15 protein-coding genes are annotated in these 18437 nt (G+C 46.6%); 12 read left to right on the top strand and 3 right to left on the bottom strand.

Annotation, left to right across the window (positions count from 1 at the left end):
• The first annotated feature begins 28 nt into the window (after positions 1 to 28).
• The 6 genes from OCV68_RS02365 (at position 29) to leuB (ending at position 6088) form a co-directional block, all read left to right on the top strand.
• Complete coding sequence (locus tag OCV68_RS02365) at positions 29 to 1597, top strand: YceG family protein (protein WP_262570424.1); 1569 nt, start codon at positions 29 to 31, stop codon at positions 1595 to 1597.
• A 5-nt stretch (positions 1598 to 1602) separates the two neighbouring features.
• Complete coding sequence (locus OCV68_RS02360; protein ID WP_262570422.1) at positions 1603 to 2769, top strand: toxic anion resistance protein; 1167 nt, start codon at positions 1603 to 1605, stop codon at positions 2767 to 2769.
• A gap of 104 nt (positions 2770 to 2873) precedes the next feature.
• Positions 2874 to 4136 (top strand): 3-isopropylmalate dehydratase large subunit, encoded by a 1263-nt coding sequence (gene leuC, locus OCV68_RS02355; RefSeq protein WP_022475704.1) that lies wholly within the window; start codon positions 2874 to 2876, stop codon positions 4134 to 4136.
• 11 nt (positions 4137 to 4147) lie between these two features.
• Positions 4148 to 4447: a Dabb family protein gene (locus tag OCV68_RS02350; protein WP_022475703.1), complete on the top strand. Its 300-nt coding sequence runs from the start codon at positions 4148 to 4150 to the stop codon at positions 4445 to 4447.
• 38 nt (positions 4448 to 4485) lie between these two features.
• The gene (leuD, locus tag OCV68_RS02345; RefSeq protein ID WP_022475702.1) at positions 4486 to 4968 is read left to right on the top strand and encodes a 3-isopropylmalate dehydratase small subunit; all 483 of its coding nucleotides are present in this window, start codon (positions 4486 to 4488) and stop codon (positions 4966 to 4968) included.
• 37 nt (positions 4969 to 5005) lie between these two features.
• A complete protein-coding gene (leuB, locus tag OCV68_RS02340) occupies positions 5006 to 6088 on the top strand; it encodes a 3-isopropylmalate dehydrogenase (RefSeq protein ID WP_022475701.1) in 1083 nt (360 codons plus the stop codon).
• Between the two features lie 60 nt (positions 6089 to 6148).
• Here the strand turns inward: leuB and OCV68_RS02335 are convergent, their stop codons facing one another.
• Positions 6149 to 6736, bottom strand: coding sequence for a TetR/AcrR family transcriptional regulator C-terminal domain-containing protein (locus OCV68_RS02335; protein ID WP_262570419.1), 588 nt, complete (start codon positions 6734 to 6736; stop codon positions 6149 to 6151).
• Positions 6737 to 6935: 199 nt separating this feature from the next.
• On the opposite strand from OCV68_RS02335, the gene OCV68_RS02330 reads away from it, so the two are divergent.
• From OCV68_RS02330 to OCV68_RS02320, 3 genes are all read left to right on the top strand, one after another.
• Positions 6936 to 9434, top strand: coding sequence for an efflux RND transporter permease subunit (locus OCV68_RS02330; protein WP_317259195.1), 2499 nt, complete (start codon positions 6936 to 6938; stop codon positions 9432 to 9434).
• Positions 9421 to 13098, top strand: coding sequence for a YhgE/Pip domain-containing protein (locus OCV68_RS02325; protein ID WP_262570417.1), 3678 nt, complete (start codon positions 9421 to 9423; stop codon positions 13096 to 13098). The genes OCV68_RS02330 and OCV68_RS02325 overlap by 14 nt, the downstream gene beginning before the upstream one ends.
• A gap of 137 nt (positions 13099 to 13235) precedes the next feature.
• Positions 13236 to 13814: a hypothetical protein gene (locus OCV68_RS02320; protein ID WP_147621498.1), complete on the top strand. Its 579-nt coding sequence runs from the start codon at positions 13236 to 13238 to the stop codon at positions 13812 to 13814.
• A gap of 7 nt (positions 13815 to 13821) precedes the next feature.
• Here the strand turns inward: OCV68_RS02320 and sigE are convergent, their stop codons facing one another.
• Together sigE and OCV68_RS02310 are read right to left on the bottom strand one after the other, a co-directional pair.
• Positions 13822 to 14541 carry an RNA polymerase sporulation sigma factor SigE gene (gene sigE / locus OCV68_RS02315; RefSeq protein ID WP_022475696.1) on the bottom strand — a complete coding sequence of 240 codons (720 nt, stop codon included), beginning with the start codon at positions 14539 to 14541 and terminating at the stop codon, positions 13822 to 13824.
• A gap of 16 nt (positions 14542 to 14557) precedes the next feature.
• Positions 14558 to 15403, bottom strand: a complete 846-nt coding sequence (locus tag OCV68_RS02310) for a sigma-E processing peptidase SpoIIGA (protein ID WP_147621499.1) — start codon at positions 15401 to 15403, stop codon at positions 14558 to 14560.
• Positions 15404 to 15583: 180 nt separating this feature from the next.
• Between OCV68_RS02310 and OCV68_RS02305 the strand changes: the two genes are divergently transcribed.
• From OCV68_RS02305 to OCV68_RS02295, 3 genes are all read left to right on the top strand, one after another.
• Positions 15584 to 16384 carry a hypothetical protein gene (locus OCV68_RS02305; RefSeq protein ID WP_262570412.1) on the top strand — a complete coding sequence of 267 codons (801 nt, stop codon included), beginning with the start codon at positions 15584 to 15586 and terminating at the stop codon, positions 16382 to 16384.
• A gap of 195 nt (positions 16385 to 16579) precedes the next feature.
• The gene (locus OCV68_RS02300) at positions 16580 to 17272 is read left to right on the top strand and encodes an iron-sulfur cluster assembly scaffold protein (protein ID WP_022475693.1); all 693 of its coding nucleotides are present in this window, start codon (positions 16580 to 16582) and stop codon (positions 17270 to 17272) included.
• Between the two features lie 34 nt (positions 17273 to 17306).
• Entirely contained in the window at positions 17307 to 18308 is a 1002-nt protein-coding gene (locus OCV68_RS02295) for a GGGtGRT protein (protein ID WP_262570410.1), read from the top strand.
• Positions 18309 to 18437: the final 129 nt, after the last annotated feature.

Raw genomic sequence — 18437 nt, 5'->3', positions numbered from 1 at the left:
TTAACCTATGATTTCAGGAATGAATACTTTGGTCGAAGTTATTTCCGCAGACATAAACCGCCTGACGGAGGATCTGCTGGAGGATCATTCTGCCCGTCTGTTTTCACGGGGCGGTCATTTCAACAAAAGTCAGCTCATACCTGTCTATTTCCTGCTTATTTCGGGCTGCTATGAGGAAGATACCTACAATAATTTCCTTTACAGCCTGCGGGACGATATAAAAAAGACCAACCGACCCTTTGCATTTATCGACACTCCTCTTGAAGAGCCGGGAGCGGCTGCCGAATATATGCTTTCGGGCATTGATACAAGCTGCAGCGGCTCAGTGATATCGGGACTGTGCGGTCAGGTAAATATCAACAGCGACCCCGGAAGAACTCAGCTTGCCCAAAAGGTGCTGGGAGATATGCTCTCATGCAGCAGGACAGATGTGCTTGATATCGGAATGTCGCTGGTGTATAAGTTCAATATCGTGGCAAACGCTATTGAAACGGGAACTTCCGATGATATCCCCATAGTGATGTATTACGGAAATCCCACTCCGAAAGATGTGCTGTTCCTTTGCTTTATGCAGCGCAGCGGATTTGATGTGATATGCGTATCGCCCGATAAAAGCTGCGAAAATGCTTTTGAGGTATGTCCCTTTGCGGATAAGCTGCAGAAGATAGAGCTGCCAATGTCGGCAAATATAAAGCCTTTCCCCCAGAAGCTTGTCAAAACCAAGATAGCTACGGTGGCATACAATGCCGAGCGTGAGCTTGATACCATGCTTTACGGCGGAGATACAATTTTCCGTGACAGGCAGTTTGACAAGATGGATTCAGTGGTGCTGAAAACCACATTTGATGAAATAAGCATACTGTGGGATCAGCCTGCAAAATTCCGTTCAGGCTTTGCGGTAAGAGGGGACAGGGTGATAGTTCCCACCATCTTTGCCAAGGTAAACGGCGTTGACGACGGCAACCTTAAGGATTACTGGAACATGACGGAAGATCTGCTTACTCCCGATTCCATTTACATCATCAAGTCACCGTCATATAAGCGGCCCGGGCTTAACGTTACACGAATATACGCACCGTATCATGACGGCAACAAGCTGAATATTCCCGAGCTGATGCGCTCGCCGCTGAATAAATACGGCTTCCTTTCCGAAGCGCTCCAGAGCCTTATTATGGAGAAGATGCAGGCGGCTATCGACGACGGAATGCTGGAAATGGATAATCCTGCCGAAACTGTGGATTACATCATGTATGCAGGTCTTAACCTTGACAGACGTGTGCTCCAGCTTTTGCAGAAGTATGATTATACAAAGGATATCCCGAAGTTTGTGGTGGTAGATGCGATAGAGGAGCCTTTCTCAAAGCTTGAATGTACTCAGCTGCTGCTGTTTTCATATCTGGGCTTTGATGTGCTGATACTTTCACCGTCAGGCTACCGTGATATCGAAGCATACGTCTCCGATGATGCTTTCGAGACACATACCATGAATCAGTTCCCGTATAATGTTTCTGTGCCGAGATTCAAGATCCCGACACAGCCAAGAGTGAAAAAACAGAATAACGGACTTTTTAAAAATTTATTTAAGAAAGGGCGATAAATATTATGGCATTACAGTTTACACCATCAGATGAGAAGAAGAGCGACGTTATTCCTGCGGAGGCTACCGTAGTTGACACAGCGGAGGCTTCAAAGGAGCTTAACCTCAAAATAACCGAACCTCAGACCTATTCCATAATCGACACAGCCAACGAGCTGAAGCAGGAGCTTGCTTCCAGCGAGGAGATCGACAAGCTTGTAAGCACTATCAACGCAAATGACCCCAACTCTATCATTACCTTCGGTAATCAGGTGGCAGAGGAGATTTCCAAGGCTTCCGACCAGGTGCTCAACTCCATGAACATGACCCAGCTGGACGATTCAAGCGAGCTGCTCAATGCTCTTAAAAATATCATGGATCAGTTTGATGTCAAGGAGCTTACCGAGGAAAAGAAGGCAGGCTTTTTTGCAAACCTGAGAAAGCAGCTTGACAAGATACTTGCCAAGTACCACACCATGGGTGAAGAGGTTGACAAGATATATGTACAGCTCAAGCAGTACGAGAGCGAGATATCTCAGTCCAACATAAAGCTTGAAACCATGTACAACGCAAATATTGAGTACTATAAAGAGCTCCTCAAATACATTATGGCAGGCGAGCAGGCTTGCAAGGAGCTTGACCAGTACATCGAGGACTTCAAGGTAAAGGTACAGAACAATCCCGATTCCGGCACAGCTGCAATGGATCTCCAGACTCTCGAGCAGACAAGATCTATCATGGAGCAGCGTGTAATGGATCTGAAAATTGCGGAAAATGTTGCAATGCAGACCGTTCCTATGCTCAAAGCAATGGAATTTTCAAACATCAATCTTATCAGAAAGATAAATTCCGCTTTCATCATCACAATGCCTGTATTCAAGCAGGCTCTTGCTCAGGCTGTTATGCTCAAGAGACAGCGTATCCAGGCGAATGCTATGAAGGCTCTTGATGATAAGACAAATGAGCTTCTTCTCAAAAATGCTCAGAATACCGTTGACCAGACCAAGCTCACAACTCAGCTTGCAATGGGCAGCTCTATCAAGGTAGAGACCCTTGAAAAGACATGGGAGACTATCGTAAACGGTATCGACGAGACAAGAAAGCTTCAGGAGGAGGCACGTACAAAGCGTGCTGAGGACAGCAAGCGTCTTGAAAAGCTCAAGGAAGACTATAAGGCAAAAATGAACAGCTAAGCTGTTTTTATCCCGCCGTCCTGTATATTGCAGGGCGGCGGAAAATATGGTGTATTCGGCGGGCGCACCACTATAATTTCCGTCGGGAATGGAGAAATTCAGTTATGGGTATGACTATGACTCAGAAAATACTTGCGGCTCACGCAGGCCTTGATAAGGTTGAAGCAGGACAGCTCATCAAATGTAAGCTGGATATGGTCCTCGGAAACGATGTTACCACTCCCGTTGCTATCAACGAGTTCGAAAAAGCAGGCTTTACAAGCGTTTTTGACAACACTAAGATTTCAATGGTTATGGACCATTTTACACCCAATAAGGACATCAAGTCCGCAACAAATTCACTCCAGTGCAGGACTTTTGCAGGAAAGTACAACATCAAGAATTATTATGATGTCGGCGAAATGGGCATCGAACACGCTCTGCTTCCCGAAAAAGGCATCGTAGCCAGCGGCGAATGTATCATCGGCGCAGACAGCCACACCTGTACATACGGCGCTCTTGGAGCTTTCTCCACAGGCGTTGGTTCCACAGATATGTGCGCAGGTATGGCAACAGGTGAGGCTTGGTTCAAGGTTCCCTCTGCTATCAAGTTCAACCTTACAGGCAAGCTCAATGAGTATGTAATGGGCAAGGACGTTATCCTCCATATCATCGGCATGATCGGCGTTGACGGCGCTCTTTACAAGTCAATGGAATTTTCAGGCGAGGGTCTTAAATCACTTTCTATGGACGATCGTCTTTCAATGGCAAATATGGCTATCGAAGCAGGCGCAAAGAACGGCATTTTTGCTGTTGATGATATCACAGTTGAATATCAGAAGGGCAGAGTTGACCGTGAGTACAAGATATATGAGGCTGATGCCGATGCAGAGTATGACGCTGTTTATGACATCGACCTTTCAAAGATAAAGCCCACAGTTTCATTCCCTCATCTTCCCGAAAACACAAAGACCACCGATGAGTGCGGCGAGGTAAAGATAGATCAGGTCGTTATCGGTTCCTGCACAAACGGCCGTCTCGAGGATATGGCAATGGCTGCAAAGATACTCAAGGGCAGACACGTTGCAAAGAATGTACGCTGCATAGTTATCCCCGCAACTCAGCAGGTTTATCTTGACTGCATAAAGAACGGATATATGGAAACATTTATAGAAGCTGGCTGCGCAGTTTCCACACCTACCTGCGGCCCTTGTCTCGGCGGTCATATGGGTATCCTTGCAAAGGGTGAAAGAGCAGTTGCCACCACCAACAGAAACTTTGTAGGACGTATGGGTCACCCCGAGTCTGAGGTTTATCTTGCATCTCCCGCAGTTGCGGCAGCTTCGGCTATAACAGGTAAGATCTCTGATCCCTCAGAGGTAATGTAAGGAGGATAATCATGGTAAAGCACGTTATTATCTGGACTCTTAAAACCGAATATTCCGACAGTGAAAAAAGAGCCGCTGCCGAAAAGATTAAAAGCGGTCTTGAAGGACTTGCAGGCAGGATCCCCGGAATGACAAGCGTAAAGGTCAATATCGACCTGCTGCCCTCTTCCACAGGAGATGTTATGCTTGATACGGAATTTACCGATGAAAGCGCATTGAAGGCATACCAGACCAATCCCGAGCACGTTGCTGTTGCGACATATGTTCGCTCTGTTGTCTGCGACAGAAAATGCGTTGATTACGAATGCTGATAAAGCCGTAGATAATGTTTTGAAAGGATTTGTTATAAATGAAGGTTTGCGGAAAAGTTCATAAATACGGAGATAACGTTGATACCGACGTTATCATTCCTGCAAGATATCTTAACACTGCCGACCACAAGGAGCTTGCGGCTCACTGCATGGAGGATATCGACGTTGATTTCGTAAAAAACGTAAAGCCCGGCGACATAATGGTAGCTGAGCAGAATTTCGGCTGCGGTTCTTCAAGAGAGCACGCTCCCATTGCTATTAAGACCAGCGGAATTTCCTGCGTTATCGCATCTACATTCGCAAGAATTTTCTACAGAAATGCCATCAACACCGCTCTGCCTATACTTGAATGCGATGAAGCTGCAAAGGATATCGACAAGGGCGATGAGGTTGAGATCGACTTTGACACAGGCGTTATCACCAACAAGACCAAGGGTCACACCTATCAGGCGCAGCCCTTCCCTGAGTTCATCAAGGAGATAATCGCAGCAGGCGGACTGCTCAATTCCCTGAAAAAGTAAAATAAAGCGGGAGCTTTTCCCGAAAGGAAGAATCGTTATGAATAAGAAAATCGCAGTTATAAAGGGCGACGGCATCGGTCCAGAGATAGTGACTGAGGCTATGAAGGTCCTTGACAGCGTGGCAAAGAAATTCGGTCACACATTTGAGTATGACCAGCTCCTTATGGGCGGCTGCTCCATTGATGCAAACGGCGTTCCTCTTACAGATGAGACCATTGCAAGGGCAAAGGCAGCAGATGCAGTTCTTATGGGCTCTATCGGCGGAAACACAGCTACTTCACCCTGGTACAAGCTCCCTGCGGACAAGCGCCCCGAGGCAGGACTTCTGAAGCTGAGAAAGTCCCTTAACCTCTTTGCAAATCTTCGTCCCGCAGTGCTTTACAGCGAGCTTAAGGACGCTTGCCCCTTAAAGGCTGAGATCGCCGACAGGGGATTTGACATGATGATAATGCGTGAGCTTACAGGCGGTCTTTACTTCGGCGCAAGAAAGACTGAGACCGTGGACGGCGTTGTTACCGCAACAGATACCCTTACATACAACGAGAACGAGATAAGAAGAATCGCAATACGTGCCTTTGACATTGCCATGAAGCGCAGAAAAAAGGTAACAAGCGTTGACAAGGCAAACGTTCTTGACTCCTCCAGACTCTGGAGAAAGATCGTTGAAGAGGTAGCAAAGGATTATCCCGAGGTATCCTATGAGCATATGCTGGTGGATAACTGTGCAATGCAGCTGGTAAAGGATCCTGCTCAGTTCGATGTTGTCCTCACCGAAAATATGTTCGGCGATATCCTTTCCGATGAAGCTTCCATGATAACAGGTTCTATCGGAATGCTGGCTTCCGCAAGCCTTAACGATACCAAGTTCGGGCTTTATGAGCCCAGCGGCGGATCTGCTCCCGACATTGCGGGTCAGAACAAGGCAAACCCCATTGCCACAATTCTTTCCGCAGCTATGCTTCTCCGTTATTCCTTTGATATGGATAAGGAAGCTGACGCAGTTGAAGCGGCTGTTGACAAGGCTCTCAAGGACGGTTACCGCACAGGTGATATCATGTCCGAGGGCATGAAGCACGTTACCTGCTCCGGAATGGGCGACGTTATCGCTGCAAATATCTGATAAAACAAATCGGACTGATGGACCGCATCAAACGGTACATCAGCCCGATATTTTTAGTTGTTACATCATTGCGGCAATTCCACGGAGATTGTTTTCAATGACAAATTCCATGTATTCGATGAATTTCTCGTTTGAAAGCTGGATATCCCCAAGAAGCTTGCTTTCCATCATTGAGGCGGCAGCCTGAGAATAAAAAGTCACGTTGAAATCGAATATATCCTGCTTTTCACGTATCTTTGCTTCAACGTCCTTGCCAAGACCAGCAAGCTTCGAGTAGATTGCTTTTTTTGTAAGCGCCTGCATATAATCTGTCAGGATATTTTTCAGATATCGGTGCTCAACTGAATTTAGCAGCGATAGGCAGAAGCTCTTGTTTTCCGAAAGATAATTCAACAGCCGTCCGAAGCTTTCCTTCCATGACACAGAGCTGTCCTGCAAGCGCATTACCTGTTCAGCTTCAATGCTGCAAAGCCACCTCAGCAGGTCATAGATATCCTCAAAATGGTAGTAGAAGGTCTGGCGGTTTACTCCGCAGTCATCAGTCAGTTCTTTTATGGTTATTTTATCCAGTGAAGAGTTTACAAGGCGAGATTTCAGAGCGGCAGCAAGCTGATATTTAATAGGTGCGGCTGTCTTTGTATTAGGCATTTTAAAGTATCCTTTCACGTTTGGTCATATATGTTCAGAATGATATGCTGATTAACATTATAACATATCCCGCAGGACTTTTCCAGACATTTTTCCAAAAATGTCTAAATATTTTTGACACTCAGTTATTTTTGTATATTGCAAGTTCACTTAAATTATGGTAAAATATTTGTATAAAACAGCGAAAGGAGTGCTATTTTTGTCAAAAGATAAAATTCCGCAGAATGCAGAAGAGAACGAGTCGTTTATGTATAAACTGGCTTCGTTCATTGTAGATAAAAGAAATCTGTTTTTTCTGCTGTGGATCTTTGCGATAATTTTCAGCTTTTTTTCACGTAACTGGGTAAAGGTCGAGGACGATCTTACCACATACCTTCCCGACAGCACCGAAACCCGTCAGGGTCTTACTCTTATGGACGATGAGTTTATTACATACGGTTCTGCTTCGGTAATGGTATCAAATATCACCTATGACAAGGCGGAAAGCATATCGGACGCAATAGAAAATATCGAGGGTGTATCCGAGGTCGCATTTGATGATTCGGAGGATCACTATAAAAATTCGTCAGCACTTTTCTCCGTTACATTTGACGGTGAGGCTGATGACGAGATAAGCGTCAATGCTATGAATGGCATCAAGGAGATGCTCTCCGATTATGACTTTTATGTATCGGGCGAGGTCGGTGTTGATACATCTTCCGAGCTGGCTCAGGAAATGAATGTCGTAACGCTTATTGCGGCAGTTATCATTATACTGGTGCTTACCTTTACGTCAAGAGCCTATGCGGAGGTTCCCGTGCTGCTCATAACATTCGTTGCGGCAGCACTTATAAATATGGGAACCAACTTCCTGCTGGGAACCATTTCTTTCGTATCAAACTCCGTAACGATTGTTCTTCAGCTGGCTCTGGCTATTGACTATGCTATTATCCTTATCCACCGATACAGCGAGGAGCATGAGAAAATGGCTCCCCGTGAGGCTTGTATAACAGCCCTCAGTAAGGCGATAGTGGAGATATCTTCCAGCTCCCTGACCACTGTATCGGGTCTTATCGCACTGGCATTCATGCAGTTCAGGATCGGTGCCGATCTTGCAATGGTACTGATAAAGGCTATCATGTTCAGCCTTCTGTCCGTATTTACTCTTATGCCCGGACTTATCATGCTCTTCTCAAATCTTATCGACAAGAGCGTGCATAAGAACTTCGTTCCCAAAATTTCGGCAGTGGGCAAATTTGCCTTTGCAACCAAATATGTTATCCCCCCTGTGTTCGTTGTATTAGCTATTGTGGGCTTTATTTTCTCCAATCAGTGCCCCTATTGCTACGGAACCAGTGACCTTAAAACCACCCGTGTCAGCGACCAGCAGATAGCTGAACAGAAGATAAAGGATAACTTCGGCAAAACAAATCTTGCTGCCCTTGTGGTTCCTGCAGGCGACTATGAGAGTGAAAGCAAGCTCATAAACCGTCTGAGTAACTATGAAGAAGTTGACTCGGTAATGGGTCTTGCAAATATCGAGGCAATGGACGGTTATGTCCTTACCGATAAGCTTACTCCCAGACAGTTCTCCGAGCTTGTGGGTCTTGATTATGAAGTGGCAAAGGTGCTTTATGCGGCTTATGCCATCAACGACGAGGACTACGGCGATGTTGTAAACGGTCTTGAAAGCTACAGCGTGCCCCTTATTGATATGTTCATGTTTGCGTATGACGAGGTCGATAAGGGCTATGTTACACTTGATGATGACCTTATGGACACACTTGAGGATCTCCACACACAGCTCAACAAGGCAAAGCTTCAGCTCCAGAGCGATGACTACAGCCGAATCCTTGTTTACCTGAATCTCCCTGAAGAGGGAACTCAGACCTTTGATTTTCTCGGAACTATCCACGATGAAGCATACAAGTTCTACCCCTCCGATAATGTTTACATTGTCGGTAACTCCACAAGTGACTATGACCTTTCATCGTCCTTCGTAAATGATAACCTGATAATCAGTATCCTTTCCGCACTGTTTGTTATCATAATCCTGCTGTTCACCTTTAATTCGGCAGGACTTCCTGTGCTGCTTATTGCGGTAATTCAGGGAAGTATCTGGATGAACTTCTCATTCCCTTATTTCGAGGATTCACCTCTGTTCTTCCTCAGCTACCTTATCGTAAACTCCATTCAGATGGGTGCAAATATCGACTACGCTATCGTAATTTCAAGCCGTTATATGGAGCTTAAGCAGCAGATGCCTATCAAGCAGGCTATAACCGAGACACTTAATCAGGCGTTCCCCACTATCATCACATCAGGTGCAATACTTGCAGCAGCAGGTGCACTTATCGGTGTGCTTTCATCAAACGGAACCATTTCGTCTATCGGTGTCTGCCTTGGACGTGGTACCCTTATTTCCATCGTTCTCGTAATGGGCGTACTTCCTCAGATACTTCTTCTGGGCGATACTATCATCGAAAAGACTTCCTTTACTATCAAGAAGCGTGAGCGCACTCAGGTCTCAAGTGGAAAGATCGCTGTTACAGGCCTTGTTCACGGCTATGTTAACGGACGCATTGATGCGATAGTCAACGGTATCATCATCGGTGATGTTGACGCACGCATTGAAAGCAAAAACGTTGACGGACTGACTGACGGTGAAGAGGATAATTCTCAGGGCGAAAGGGAGGAAATTACTGATGGATCGAATTAAAAGAATTTCAGCCGCTGTCGCCGCTCTTACAATGTGCGCAAATATCTGCTCCGCAGTTCCCGCAGTGTATGCGGAGGATTATTCGGCTTCCGCAAAGATATCTGCCGATAAGTCCGACGTGATATATATCAACTCGGCAGAGGAGTTTGCCGAGTTTGCAAAGAACTGCACCCTTGACAGCTATTCCGTTGGCAAGACCTTCGTGCTCAATGCGGATATCAGCTTTGCTGACAAGGAATTCGTTTCCGTTCCCTCATTCGGCGGTGTCTTTGACGGAAACGGCCATAAAATAAGCGGCTTTTCCATTACTGACAACGGCTCTGTTATGGGTCTGTTCAGATATGTTGAAAAAACAGGACGTGTAAAAAATCTCAATGTGTCGGGAAAGGTATCACCTTCAGGCTCTGCAAAGAAATGCGGAGGCATTGCAGGCGTTAACAAAGGAACCATTTACGGCTGCACTTTTAACGGTGTTATCACAGGCAAGGAGCAGTGCGGCGGAATAGTCGGACTTAACGATGAAAACGGAATGGTAGCTTCCTGCAAGAGCCTTGGCAGAATAGAAGCTAACCATTTTGCAGGCGGAATTGCGGGACAGAACACAGGCTTTATCATGCAGTGCGAGAACGCTTCTTCCGTAAATACCAACGCCACTGATTCGTCCCTTGACCTTGATAACCTGAAATTCGAGGACCTGTATTCCACCGAAAGTGCTGCAGATATCACAGACTGCGGTGGTATAACAGGCTATTCAACAGGCTCTATCCAGAACTGCATAAACAGGGGAATGGTAGGCTATCCCCACATCGGATATAACATCGGCGGCATATGCGGCAGGCAGAACGGCTATATCAGCCGCTGTGAAAACTATGGAACTATCAACGGCAGAAAGGATACAGGAGGAATCGTGGGTCAGGCAGAGCCGCATTTCTCACTGCTTTTCTCCGAAACAGGCATGAACAAGCTCCGTGACCGCCTTGATGAAATGAACGACATCATTGACCGGACTATTGATGATGCCAACAATTCGTCAAATCAGGTTTCGGGCGATATGGACGATACCATTGATATACTCCAGCAGGTGCGTTCCGATTCCGATGATTTCCTTGACGAGGCGGACAGGGTGATCAATTCAAATATTGATTCCATAAACGAGCTGAGCGCCCGTGTGTCTGACCTGATAGATATGTCCGAGCCCGCTTCAGACAGCTTTTCCAAGGCTTCCGATTCCATGACAGATGCCCTTGACACCCTCTGGGAAGCAGGGGATATGATGGCTGATTCGCTTGACAGCACAGATCAGGCATTTGATATAATCTTCCCAGGACTTAAAGACCTGTCAGACTCCATAAAATCACTGGGCGATGCAAACAAAAATCTCCGTGACAGCCTTTCTTCCCTTAATTCGGGTCTTGGCGATGAAGAGTCAATGAAAGATGCCATTGATTCGCTGAAAGATAATTTGGACGACTTCAAGGACACCAATGAAAATATCAAGAGAATAATTACCGATATGCTGAATGCTCTTGAAAATTACAATGATTCTACGGAGACAAAGGACGCTGTTGAGAAGATAAAGAATGCTCTGGAGAAGCTGAGCGGAGTTTCCGACAGCCTGGCAGATGATCTTGACAAGGCAGAAGATGACCTTGACGCCATCAAGACCCTTTATGATGCAGGTATCAGGGATCCCGAGGCGTATGACACATACATAAGCGATATCCTTGATATTCTTTCGGAGGGTTCAGGTTCGGAATTTTTCGACGGCCTTTCAGATCTGATAGACGGCATTTCCGATTTGGTCAATTCAGATGCGGCAAGCAACCTTAAAGACGTGCTTGAAAGATGCTCCGATGATATCCGTGATACCATTGACAACGCTCCCACCGCAACTATCATATACCCGAATGTAAATATAAGCAGCCTTTATGATGTTATCGAATATCTGAAAAAGTCTGCTGACGGCGTTGACAGTGCAGGGGAGTCGGCACAGTCGCTGATAGACCGTATCCAGGACGCATGGGATTATGTAGATGATGCGTCCGCATCGCTTATTGCAGCTGCATACAAGGCAGAGGAAGCAGTTCAGTACGGAAATGATTCCGTGACCTACATATCTGACGGAATGGACTGCGTTCACGATATTATTGACTATTTCGCAGGCAAGCCCGAGATAAGCTTTACAGGTGCTGATGATGCTTTCATCGAAAAGAGAGATACCCTTTCCGACAGCATTCAGAAGCTGCTTGACAGTCTCAGCGTGCTCAACGACAGCACCAGCGGTTCCGTAGATATCCTTTCCGAGGACTTCAGGCAGATAAACGACAAGGCTTCCGAGGTCAGCGACGCTGTTCTTGACCTTGTTGATGAGCTTAACGACAAGCCCACTGAGCTTTCGGACTACACTCAGGATATATCCGCCGAGGATAAGGGCGGCTGGGCAGAGGGCAAAATATCTGCCAGCAAGAATTATGGTCAGATAAACGGCGATGTAAGCGTCGGCGGCATTGCGGGAACCATGGGCATTGAAAATTCCATTGACCCCGAGGGTGATATCGAAAAGGTCGGAAGCCGTTCCTACGATTTTGTATATCAGTCCAGAACAGTTGTACGTGAATGCGTAAACAGCGGCGAAGTAATTTCAAAGAAGGATAACGTCGGCGGCATTGTGGGCGAGATGGACACAGGCTGCGTTATCAACAGCATTGGAATGGGCTCCGTTCAGTCCACTGACGGCGGCTATGCAGGCGGTATCGCAGGAAAATCCTCTGCAGCAATATACGGCAGCAGCGCTATGTGCCGCATCGAGGGCGGAGATTATGTGGGCGGCATCGCAGGCAGCGGACATGATATCCATAGCTGCATAAGCTTTGTTGATATACTGGACTCCGATGAAAACACAGGAGCTGTTGCAGGCGAGTGCGACGGCGAGCTTGAAAACAACGTTTACTCAGGCGGAGATGTGGGCGCAGTTGACGGCGTAAGCTACAGCGAAAAGGCATATCCCGTTACATATGAAGAAATGATCGCTATGGACGGTACACCCGAAGAATTCAGAGTGCTTACTCTTGTTTTCAAAAATGAAGATGATATTGTGGGCACTGTTGACTTCAAGTACGGCGAATCTGTAAGCGAGGATCAGCTTCCTGCCGTTCCCAAGAAGGACGGATATTTCTCCCGCTGGGAAGAGCATAATTATGAGCATATGACCTACGGCGGAGTGATAAATGCGGAATTTTTCAAAAATGTTACCACTATTTCCTCTGAAATGACCAGAGAGAACGGCTTCCCTGTAATGCTTGCTGAGGGTACATTTACCGATAAGGACATCTTGACTGCGGAAAATGTCAGCGGTGACGACTGGAACGTTTCTATCCCCGATGACGGTACAGAGAGCCACCTTATCCGTTTCCTGCCCCTTAACGGTGCAAGCGGCACAAAGGTGTTCGTTGACGGTCAGAAGGTCGATACTGAGGAGGACGGCAAATACCTTACCTTCACTGTAACTTCCTGTGATTTCACAATTACCACTGAGGAACATTCCTACAATATCCCGCTTATAGCAGGAGCTTCCGCAGGCGGCGCAGCAGTTATAATTGCAGCAGTTGCGGCTGCCGTGCATAAAAAGAAGAAAAAGGCTCTTGAAAATGTAATAAGGAAATAAAATCAAAGCAAATGCCGCCTGAGAAAATCGGGCGGCATTTGTTTTGTTTCAACAAAATTATTTGACATTTTTGCTGAAATGTGATATAATATTTTACTAATGACATATTGGATAGAAAGTCGGAAAGGAGAATGCCTGTGAACAATAAGCATACAAGCTATAAGGTAGCAGTCGGCGGAGTAGTGTCGGCGTTGTGCCTTACACTTATGTTCCTGACAGGCGTTTTTCCGCTGCTAAGCATGGCTATTCCTATCTATGCGGGAGCGCTTATGATAGTCGTGGCAAGGGAAGTCAGTACAAGCTGGGCATTTGCCGCATACTGTGCCGTGTCGCTGCTGTCACTGTTCCTCACGCCCGATAAAGAAGCTTCCACGCTGTTTATAATGTTTTTCGGGTATTATCCCATAATCCTGCCATGGCTTGACAAGATAAAATTCAAGCTGCTGCGGATATGCTGCAAGCTGGCAGTTTTCAACGGAGCCATTATCATATGGTACAAGCTCATTGCGCTTATAATGGGCGTTTACGATTTCTTCGGGGATTTTGCTTTCCTGGGCGAATATGCGGTGGCTGCCGTTATGGTGTTCATAAATCTGGTGTTTGCCCTTTACGATTATACCATAAGAATGATAGAAAGCGTTTATGTAAACTGGTTCAGACCTACGTATTTCGGCAAGAAAAAGCCAAAGCCGCAAAGCAAAAAAGATCATAGCTGAAAAAGGATCACAGCATCTGCCTGTCAAGCTCCTTTTTCAGCTTTTTTATTATCTTTTTTTCAAGCCGTGAGATGTAGGACTGGGAAATGCCTATCACGTCTGCCACCTCTTTCTGTGTCATCTCCTTTCCTGTTTTCATGCCAAAGCGCATTTCCATGATTATCCGCTCACGCTGGGGGAGAGAGGCAACAGTTTCACGGAGCACTGCTTTTTCCGCATCGTCCTCAATGCTGCTGTTGACAGTGTCCTCATCTGTTCCGAGAATATCCGATAAAAGCAGCTCGTTTCCGTCCCAGTCGATGTTCAGCGGCTCGTCAATGGAGATATCGTTCCTGTGCTGAGAGCTTTTGCGGAGAAACATAAGTATCTCGTTTTCAATACATCTGGAGGCGTATGTTGCAAGCTTGATGTTCTTTTCGGGCGAAAAGGTGTTCACAGCCTTTATAAGCCCGATGGTTCCGATGGAAACAAGGTCATCAACGCATATTCCCGTTGACTCAAACTTTTTTGCAATATATACCACAAGCCGCAGGTTATGCACGATAAGCTTTTCACGTCCTTTGGGGTCATCGGTCATCAGCATGGCAAATGCCTGTTCCTCCTGCTCTTTGGTAAGGGGAGGGGGCAGTGTTTCAGGGCCGTTTATGTAAAAAACACCGTCAGACAGTCCGAACAGCCGGCTTGCCCATTGCCTGAGTTTCAGTATTATCTGTTCCGAGTTAAACATTTTCATCAAGCCTTTCTTATATTAAAATTTTGGGGTGAAACACTGCGTAAGCATTATTGGAAGGAGATGCGCCAAGATATGCGTCTGCCTTTGAAAAGCAGCCTGTTTCATCATTTTTTATACATATCTCTTTTGGAAGTATCACAGGGATAAGTCCCGTGCCGGATGCGGTTGACCAGGGGATAAGCCGCCAACGGGTCATTACGGCAATATTTCCCGAGGCTGATATGTCCGTGCCGTCACACTGGGGTATATCTCCGTACAGCTTTGCCAGCTCGCAGGCGGGGCAGACTATCACAGGCTTTCCCGTAAAGCTGTCTTTCAGCAGATTGCCCGTGTCTGATATGGCTTTGAAGCTTACCGTTTTATCGCAGTCGGAAACTATCACGGTATATACCGCTCCCTCCTCCGAGGTGTCCGCAAAGTGCTTATACACCGCAATGCAGGCGTAGGCGGCTATTGAGGTTATCACAAGTGCGGGAAGCGAAAAGTCCGCATATAATATGCCGTTTCTGCTAACAAGCAGCTTTCCGCCCGAGATGTATGCAAGTCCCGTTCCCAGTCCGCCGTATATGAATGCGGTGAGATAGAAGATAAAAAGCCGTTTCAGATATATGCGCCTGTTTTCATATCCGAATGCCGTAAAAACTATCACTGCCGAGGATATAAGCTTTGTAAGCATCATCAGCCACACAGGCAGGCGGGGGAGAAATATCACCAGCGAAAACAGGCTGCCGAGCATTGCTGCGATAATGCCCCGTGAAGTTTTCATGGGACTGTGGGTTATTGTCTTTGCCGATTGTATCAGCAGAAAATCAACATAAATATTGACGATGATAAGCACGTCAGCATAAATAAACATTCCCAATCACCTCACATATGCTATTATACAGCAGCTGTTACAAGGTTTGTGTCGAAAATGAACCGCAGTATATTCGGACAATGGCAGGAAAATTTGTGTAAAAAAAGGTTGGGGCAGTCACATTTGGGCAATATTCGGAATAATATATGTATTATAAAATAAAAATATAGGAGGCTTTTTATGTACGACGAATATAAATACCCCGGGAAATGCCACGATATCAAGTCGGCAGTGCCTGTTGAGGTGCAGCGCATATTTGATTCCTGCTCTGAGCGTGACTGTATCAACGACCTTATGGTAACACTGGACGAGGGCTTTGTTCTCAGCGAGAAGACCACCGTGGTCAAGACACGGTGCGCAGAGGTCTCCAATGTTTGCGTTACCATTGACAGTATCCCGTTCAAAAACGGCTATTATGCGGTGGATATCACTTACACCTTCCGCTTGACTATGGACGCATATGAGTGTTCCTGCACCGATGAATCAGTTCCTCTCTGCGGAACGGCGGTGTGGAACAAGCGTGTTATTCTTTACGGCAGCAAGGCAAATATCAAGACCTTCAGCAGCACGGAAGAAAGTATTGGCGAGACCGACAGCTGCTGCCGCACAATAAATCTTCCCAAGGTAACCGTAAGCGTTGTAGAGCCTATAGCTCTTGAAACAAAGATAGACTGCATAAACACGGGCACCTGCGGAGATATTGCTGTGATCCGAGGCATAACGGTAACGCTGGGGCTGTTCAGTGTGATACGGCTCACAAGACCTGTATGCCTGCTTGTCCCTACATATGACTACTGCATTCCCGATAAGGAGTGCGCATCGCCTGCCGAGTCGCCCTGTGAGGTGTTCGGACGGCTGGATTTTCCCACGGAAGAGTTTTTCCCCTCGTCATGCCCTATGCCAGCGGCAGATAATCCTCCGGTAGGTCAGTATGACACAGATGCCGACTATCCGCCCGACAGTAATAATTTGGATATCTGAGATATTATTTAAAAGCCGTCTGATCTGTTATGAAGGTCAGGCGGCTTTTTCCTGCAAAAAAAGTTTGAAAAATGTAATTTTTTTCAGATGTTTTGAAAAGATACTTGATTTTTGGGGATTTATCTTGTATAATGTAAATGTATGCAGTGCGGTTATCCCGCTGCTGCGATAAACTGAAAGGAGTTTGTAACTAATATGATTTATTCTCATGAGGTTGAAACAATGTGCCCCGTTGCACAGGGCGTTGCACACGGTGCGGCTCCAATCCCCGAGGAAGCAAAATGGGTAAAGGCTAAGGAGATCAAGGACATTTCCGGCTTTACACACGGTGTGGGCTGGTGTGCACCTCAGCAGGGTACATGTAAGCTTACCCTTAACGTTAAGGAAGGTGTTATCCAGGAGGCTCTCGTTGAGACCATCGGATGTTCAGGTATGACTCACTCCGCTGCTATGGCTGCTGAGATCCTTCCCGGCAGAACCATTCTTGAAGCTCTCAACACTGATCTTGTCTGTGATGCTATCAACACCGCTATGAGAGAGCTTTTCCTCCAGATCGTTTACGGTCGTTCCCAGTCCGCATTCTCCGAGGACGGTCTCGTAGTAGGCGCAGGCCTTGAGGATCTCGGTAAGGGCCTTCGTTCTCAGGTTGGTACAATGTACGGTACTCTCGCAAAGGGTCCCCGTTACCTCGAGATGACTGACGGCTATGTAACAGGCATCGCTCTTAACGCTGACGATGAGATCATCGGTTACCAGTTCGTAAACTTCGGTAAGATGATGGACTTCATCAAGGGCGGCGACGATGCAAACACTGCTTTTGAAAAGGCTAAGGGACAGTACGGCCGTGTTGCTGATGCTGTAAGAATCATCGACCCCAGAAAGCAGTAATAGTCGAAGAAAAAAATAAGGAGGATAAACTACAATGGCTTTATTTGAATCTTATGAAAGAAGAGAAAAGCAGATTCTTGAGGTTCTTAACAAGTACGGAATCAGCTCTATCGAAGAGTGCGCAGATATCTGCAAGGCTAAGGGATTTGACCCCTACAAGATCACAGAAGGCATTCAGCCTATCTGCTTTGAGAATGCAAAGTGGGCTTACACTGTAGGCTGCGCTATCGCAATCAAGAAGGGATGTACAAGAGCTGCCGATGCTGCTGCAGCTATCGGTGAGGGACTTCAGTCCTTCTGCATCCCCGGTTCTGTTGCTGACCAGAGAAAGGTTGGTCTCGGCCACGGTAACCTCGGCAAGATGCTTCTTGAGGAAGAAACCAAGTGCTTCGCATTCCTGGCAGGTCACGAGTCTTTCGCAGCTGCTGAGGGTGCTATCGGTATTGCTGAGAAGGCTAACAAGGTTCGTAAGGAACCCCTTCGTGTTATCCTTAACGGTCTCGGCAAGGACGCTGCTCAGATTATCGCTCGCATCAATGGCTTTACATATGTTGAGACTGAGATGGACTACTACACAGGCGAAGTTAAGGAAGTATTCCGCAAGGCTTACTCCGACGGACTCCGTGCAAAGGTTAACTGCTACGGCGCTAACGACGTAACAGAAGGCGTTGCAATCATGTGGAAGGAAGGCGTTGACGTTTCCATCACCGGTAACTCCACCAACCCCACACGTTTCCAGCACCCCGTTGCAGGTACATATAAGAAGGAGTGCATCGAAAAGGGCAAGAAGTACTTCTCTGTTGCTTCCGGCGGAGGAACAGGCCGTACACTTCACCCCGATAACATGGCTGCAGGTCCTGCTTCCTACGGTATGACTGATACCATGGGCAGAATGCACTCTGATGCTCAGTTCGCAGGTTCTTCTTCCGTTCCTGCTCACGTTGAGATGATGGGTCTTATCGGCATGGGCAACAACCCGATGGTTGGTGCTACTGTCGCTTGCGCTGTTGCTGTTGAGGAAGCTATGAAGGGCTAATCTACGTGGTTTGCTCGATTTGCTGATTTAGGCTGGCGTACTCAATAATAAAAAATATCCCCTTCCGTACTCTAAACGTACTCCGATTTTGATTTGGAGTACGCATTGAGTACGGAGGGGATTTTGTTT

The sequence above is a fragment of the Huintestinicola butyrica genome, assembly GCF_025567215.1.
In the GTDB taxonomy this organism is placed as follows: domain Bacteria; phylum Bacillota; class Clostridia; order Oscillospirales; family Ruminococcaceae; genus Huintestinicola; species Huintestinicola butyrica.
Note: the sequence above shows the minus strand (reverse complement) of the source record. Positions and strands in the feature narration are given on the sequence as shown.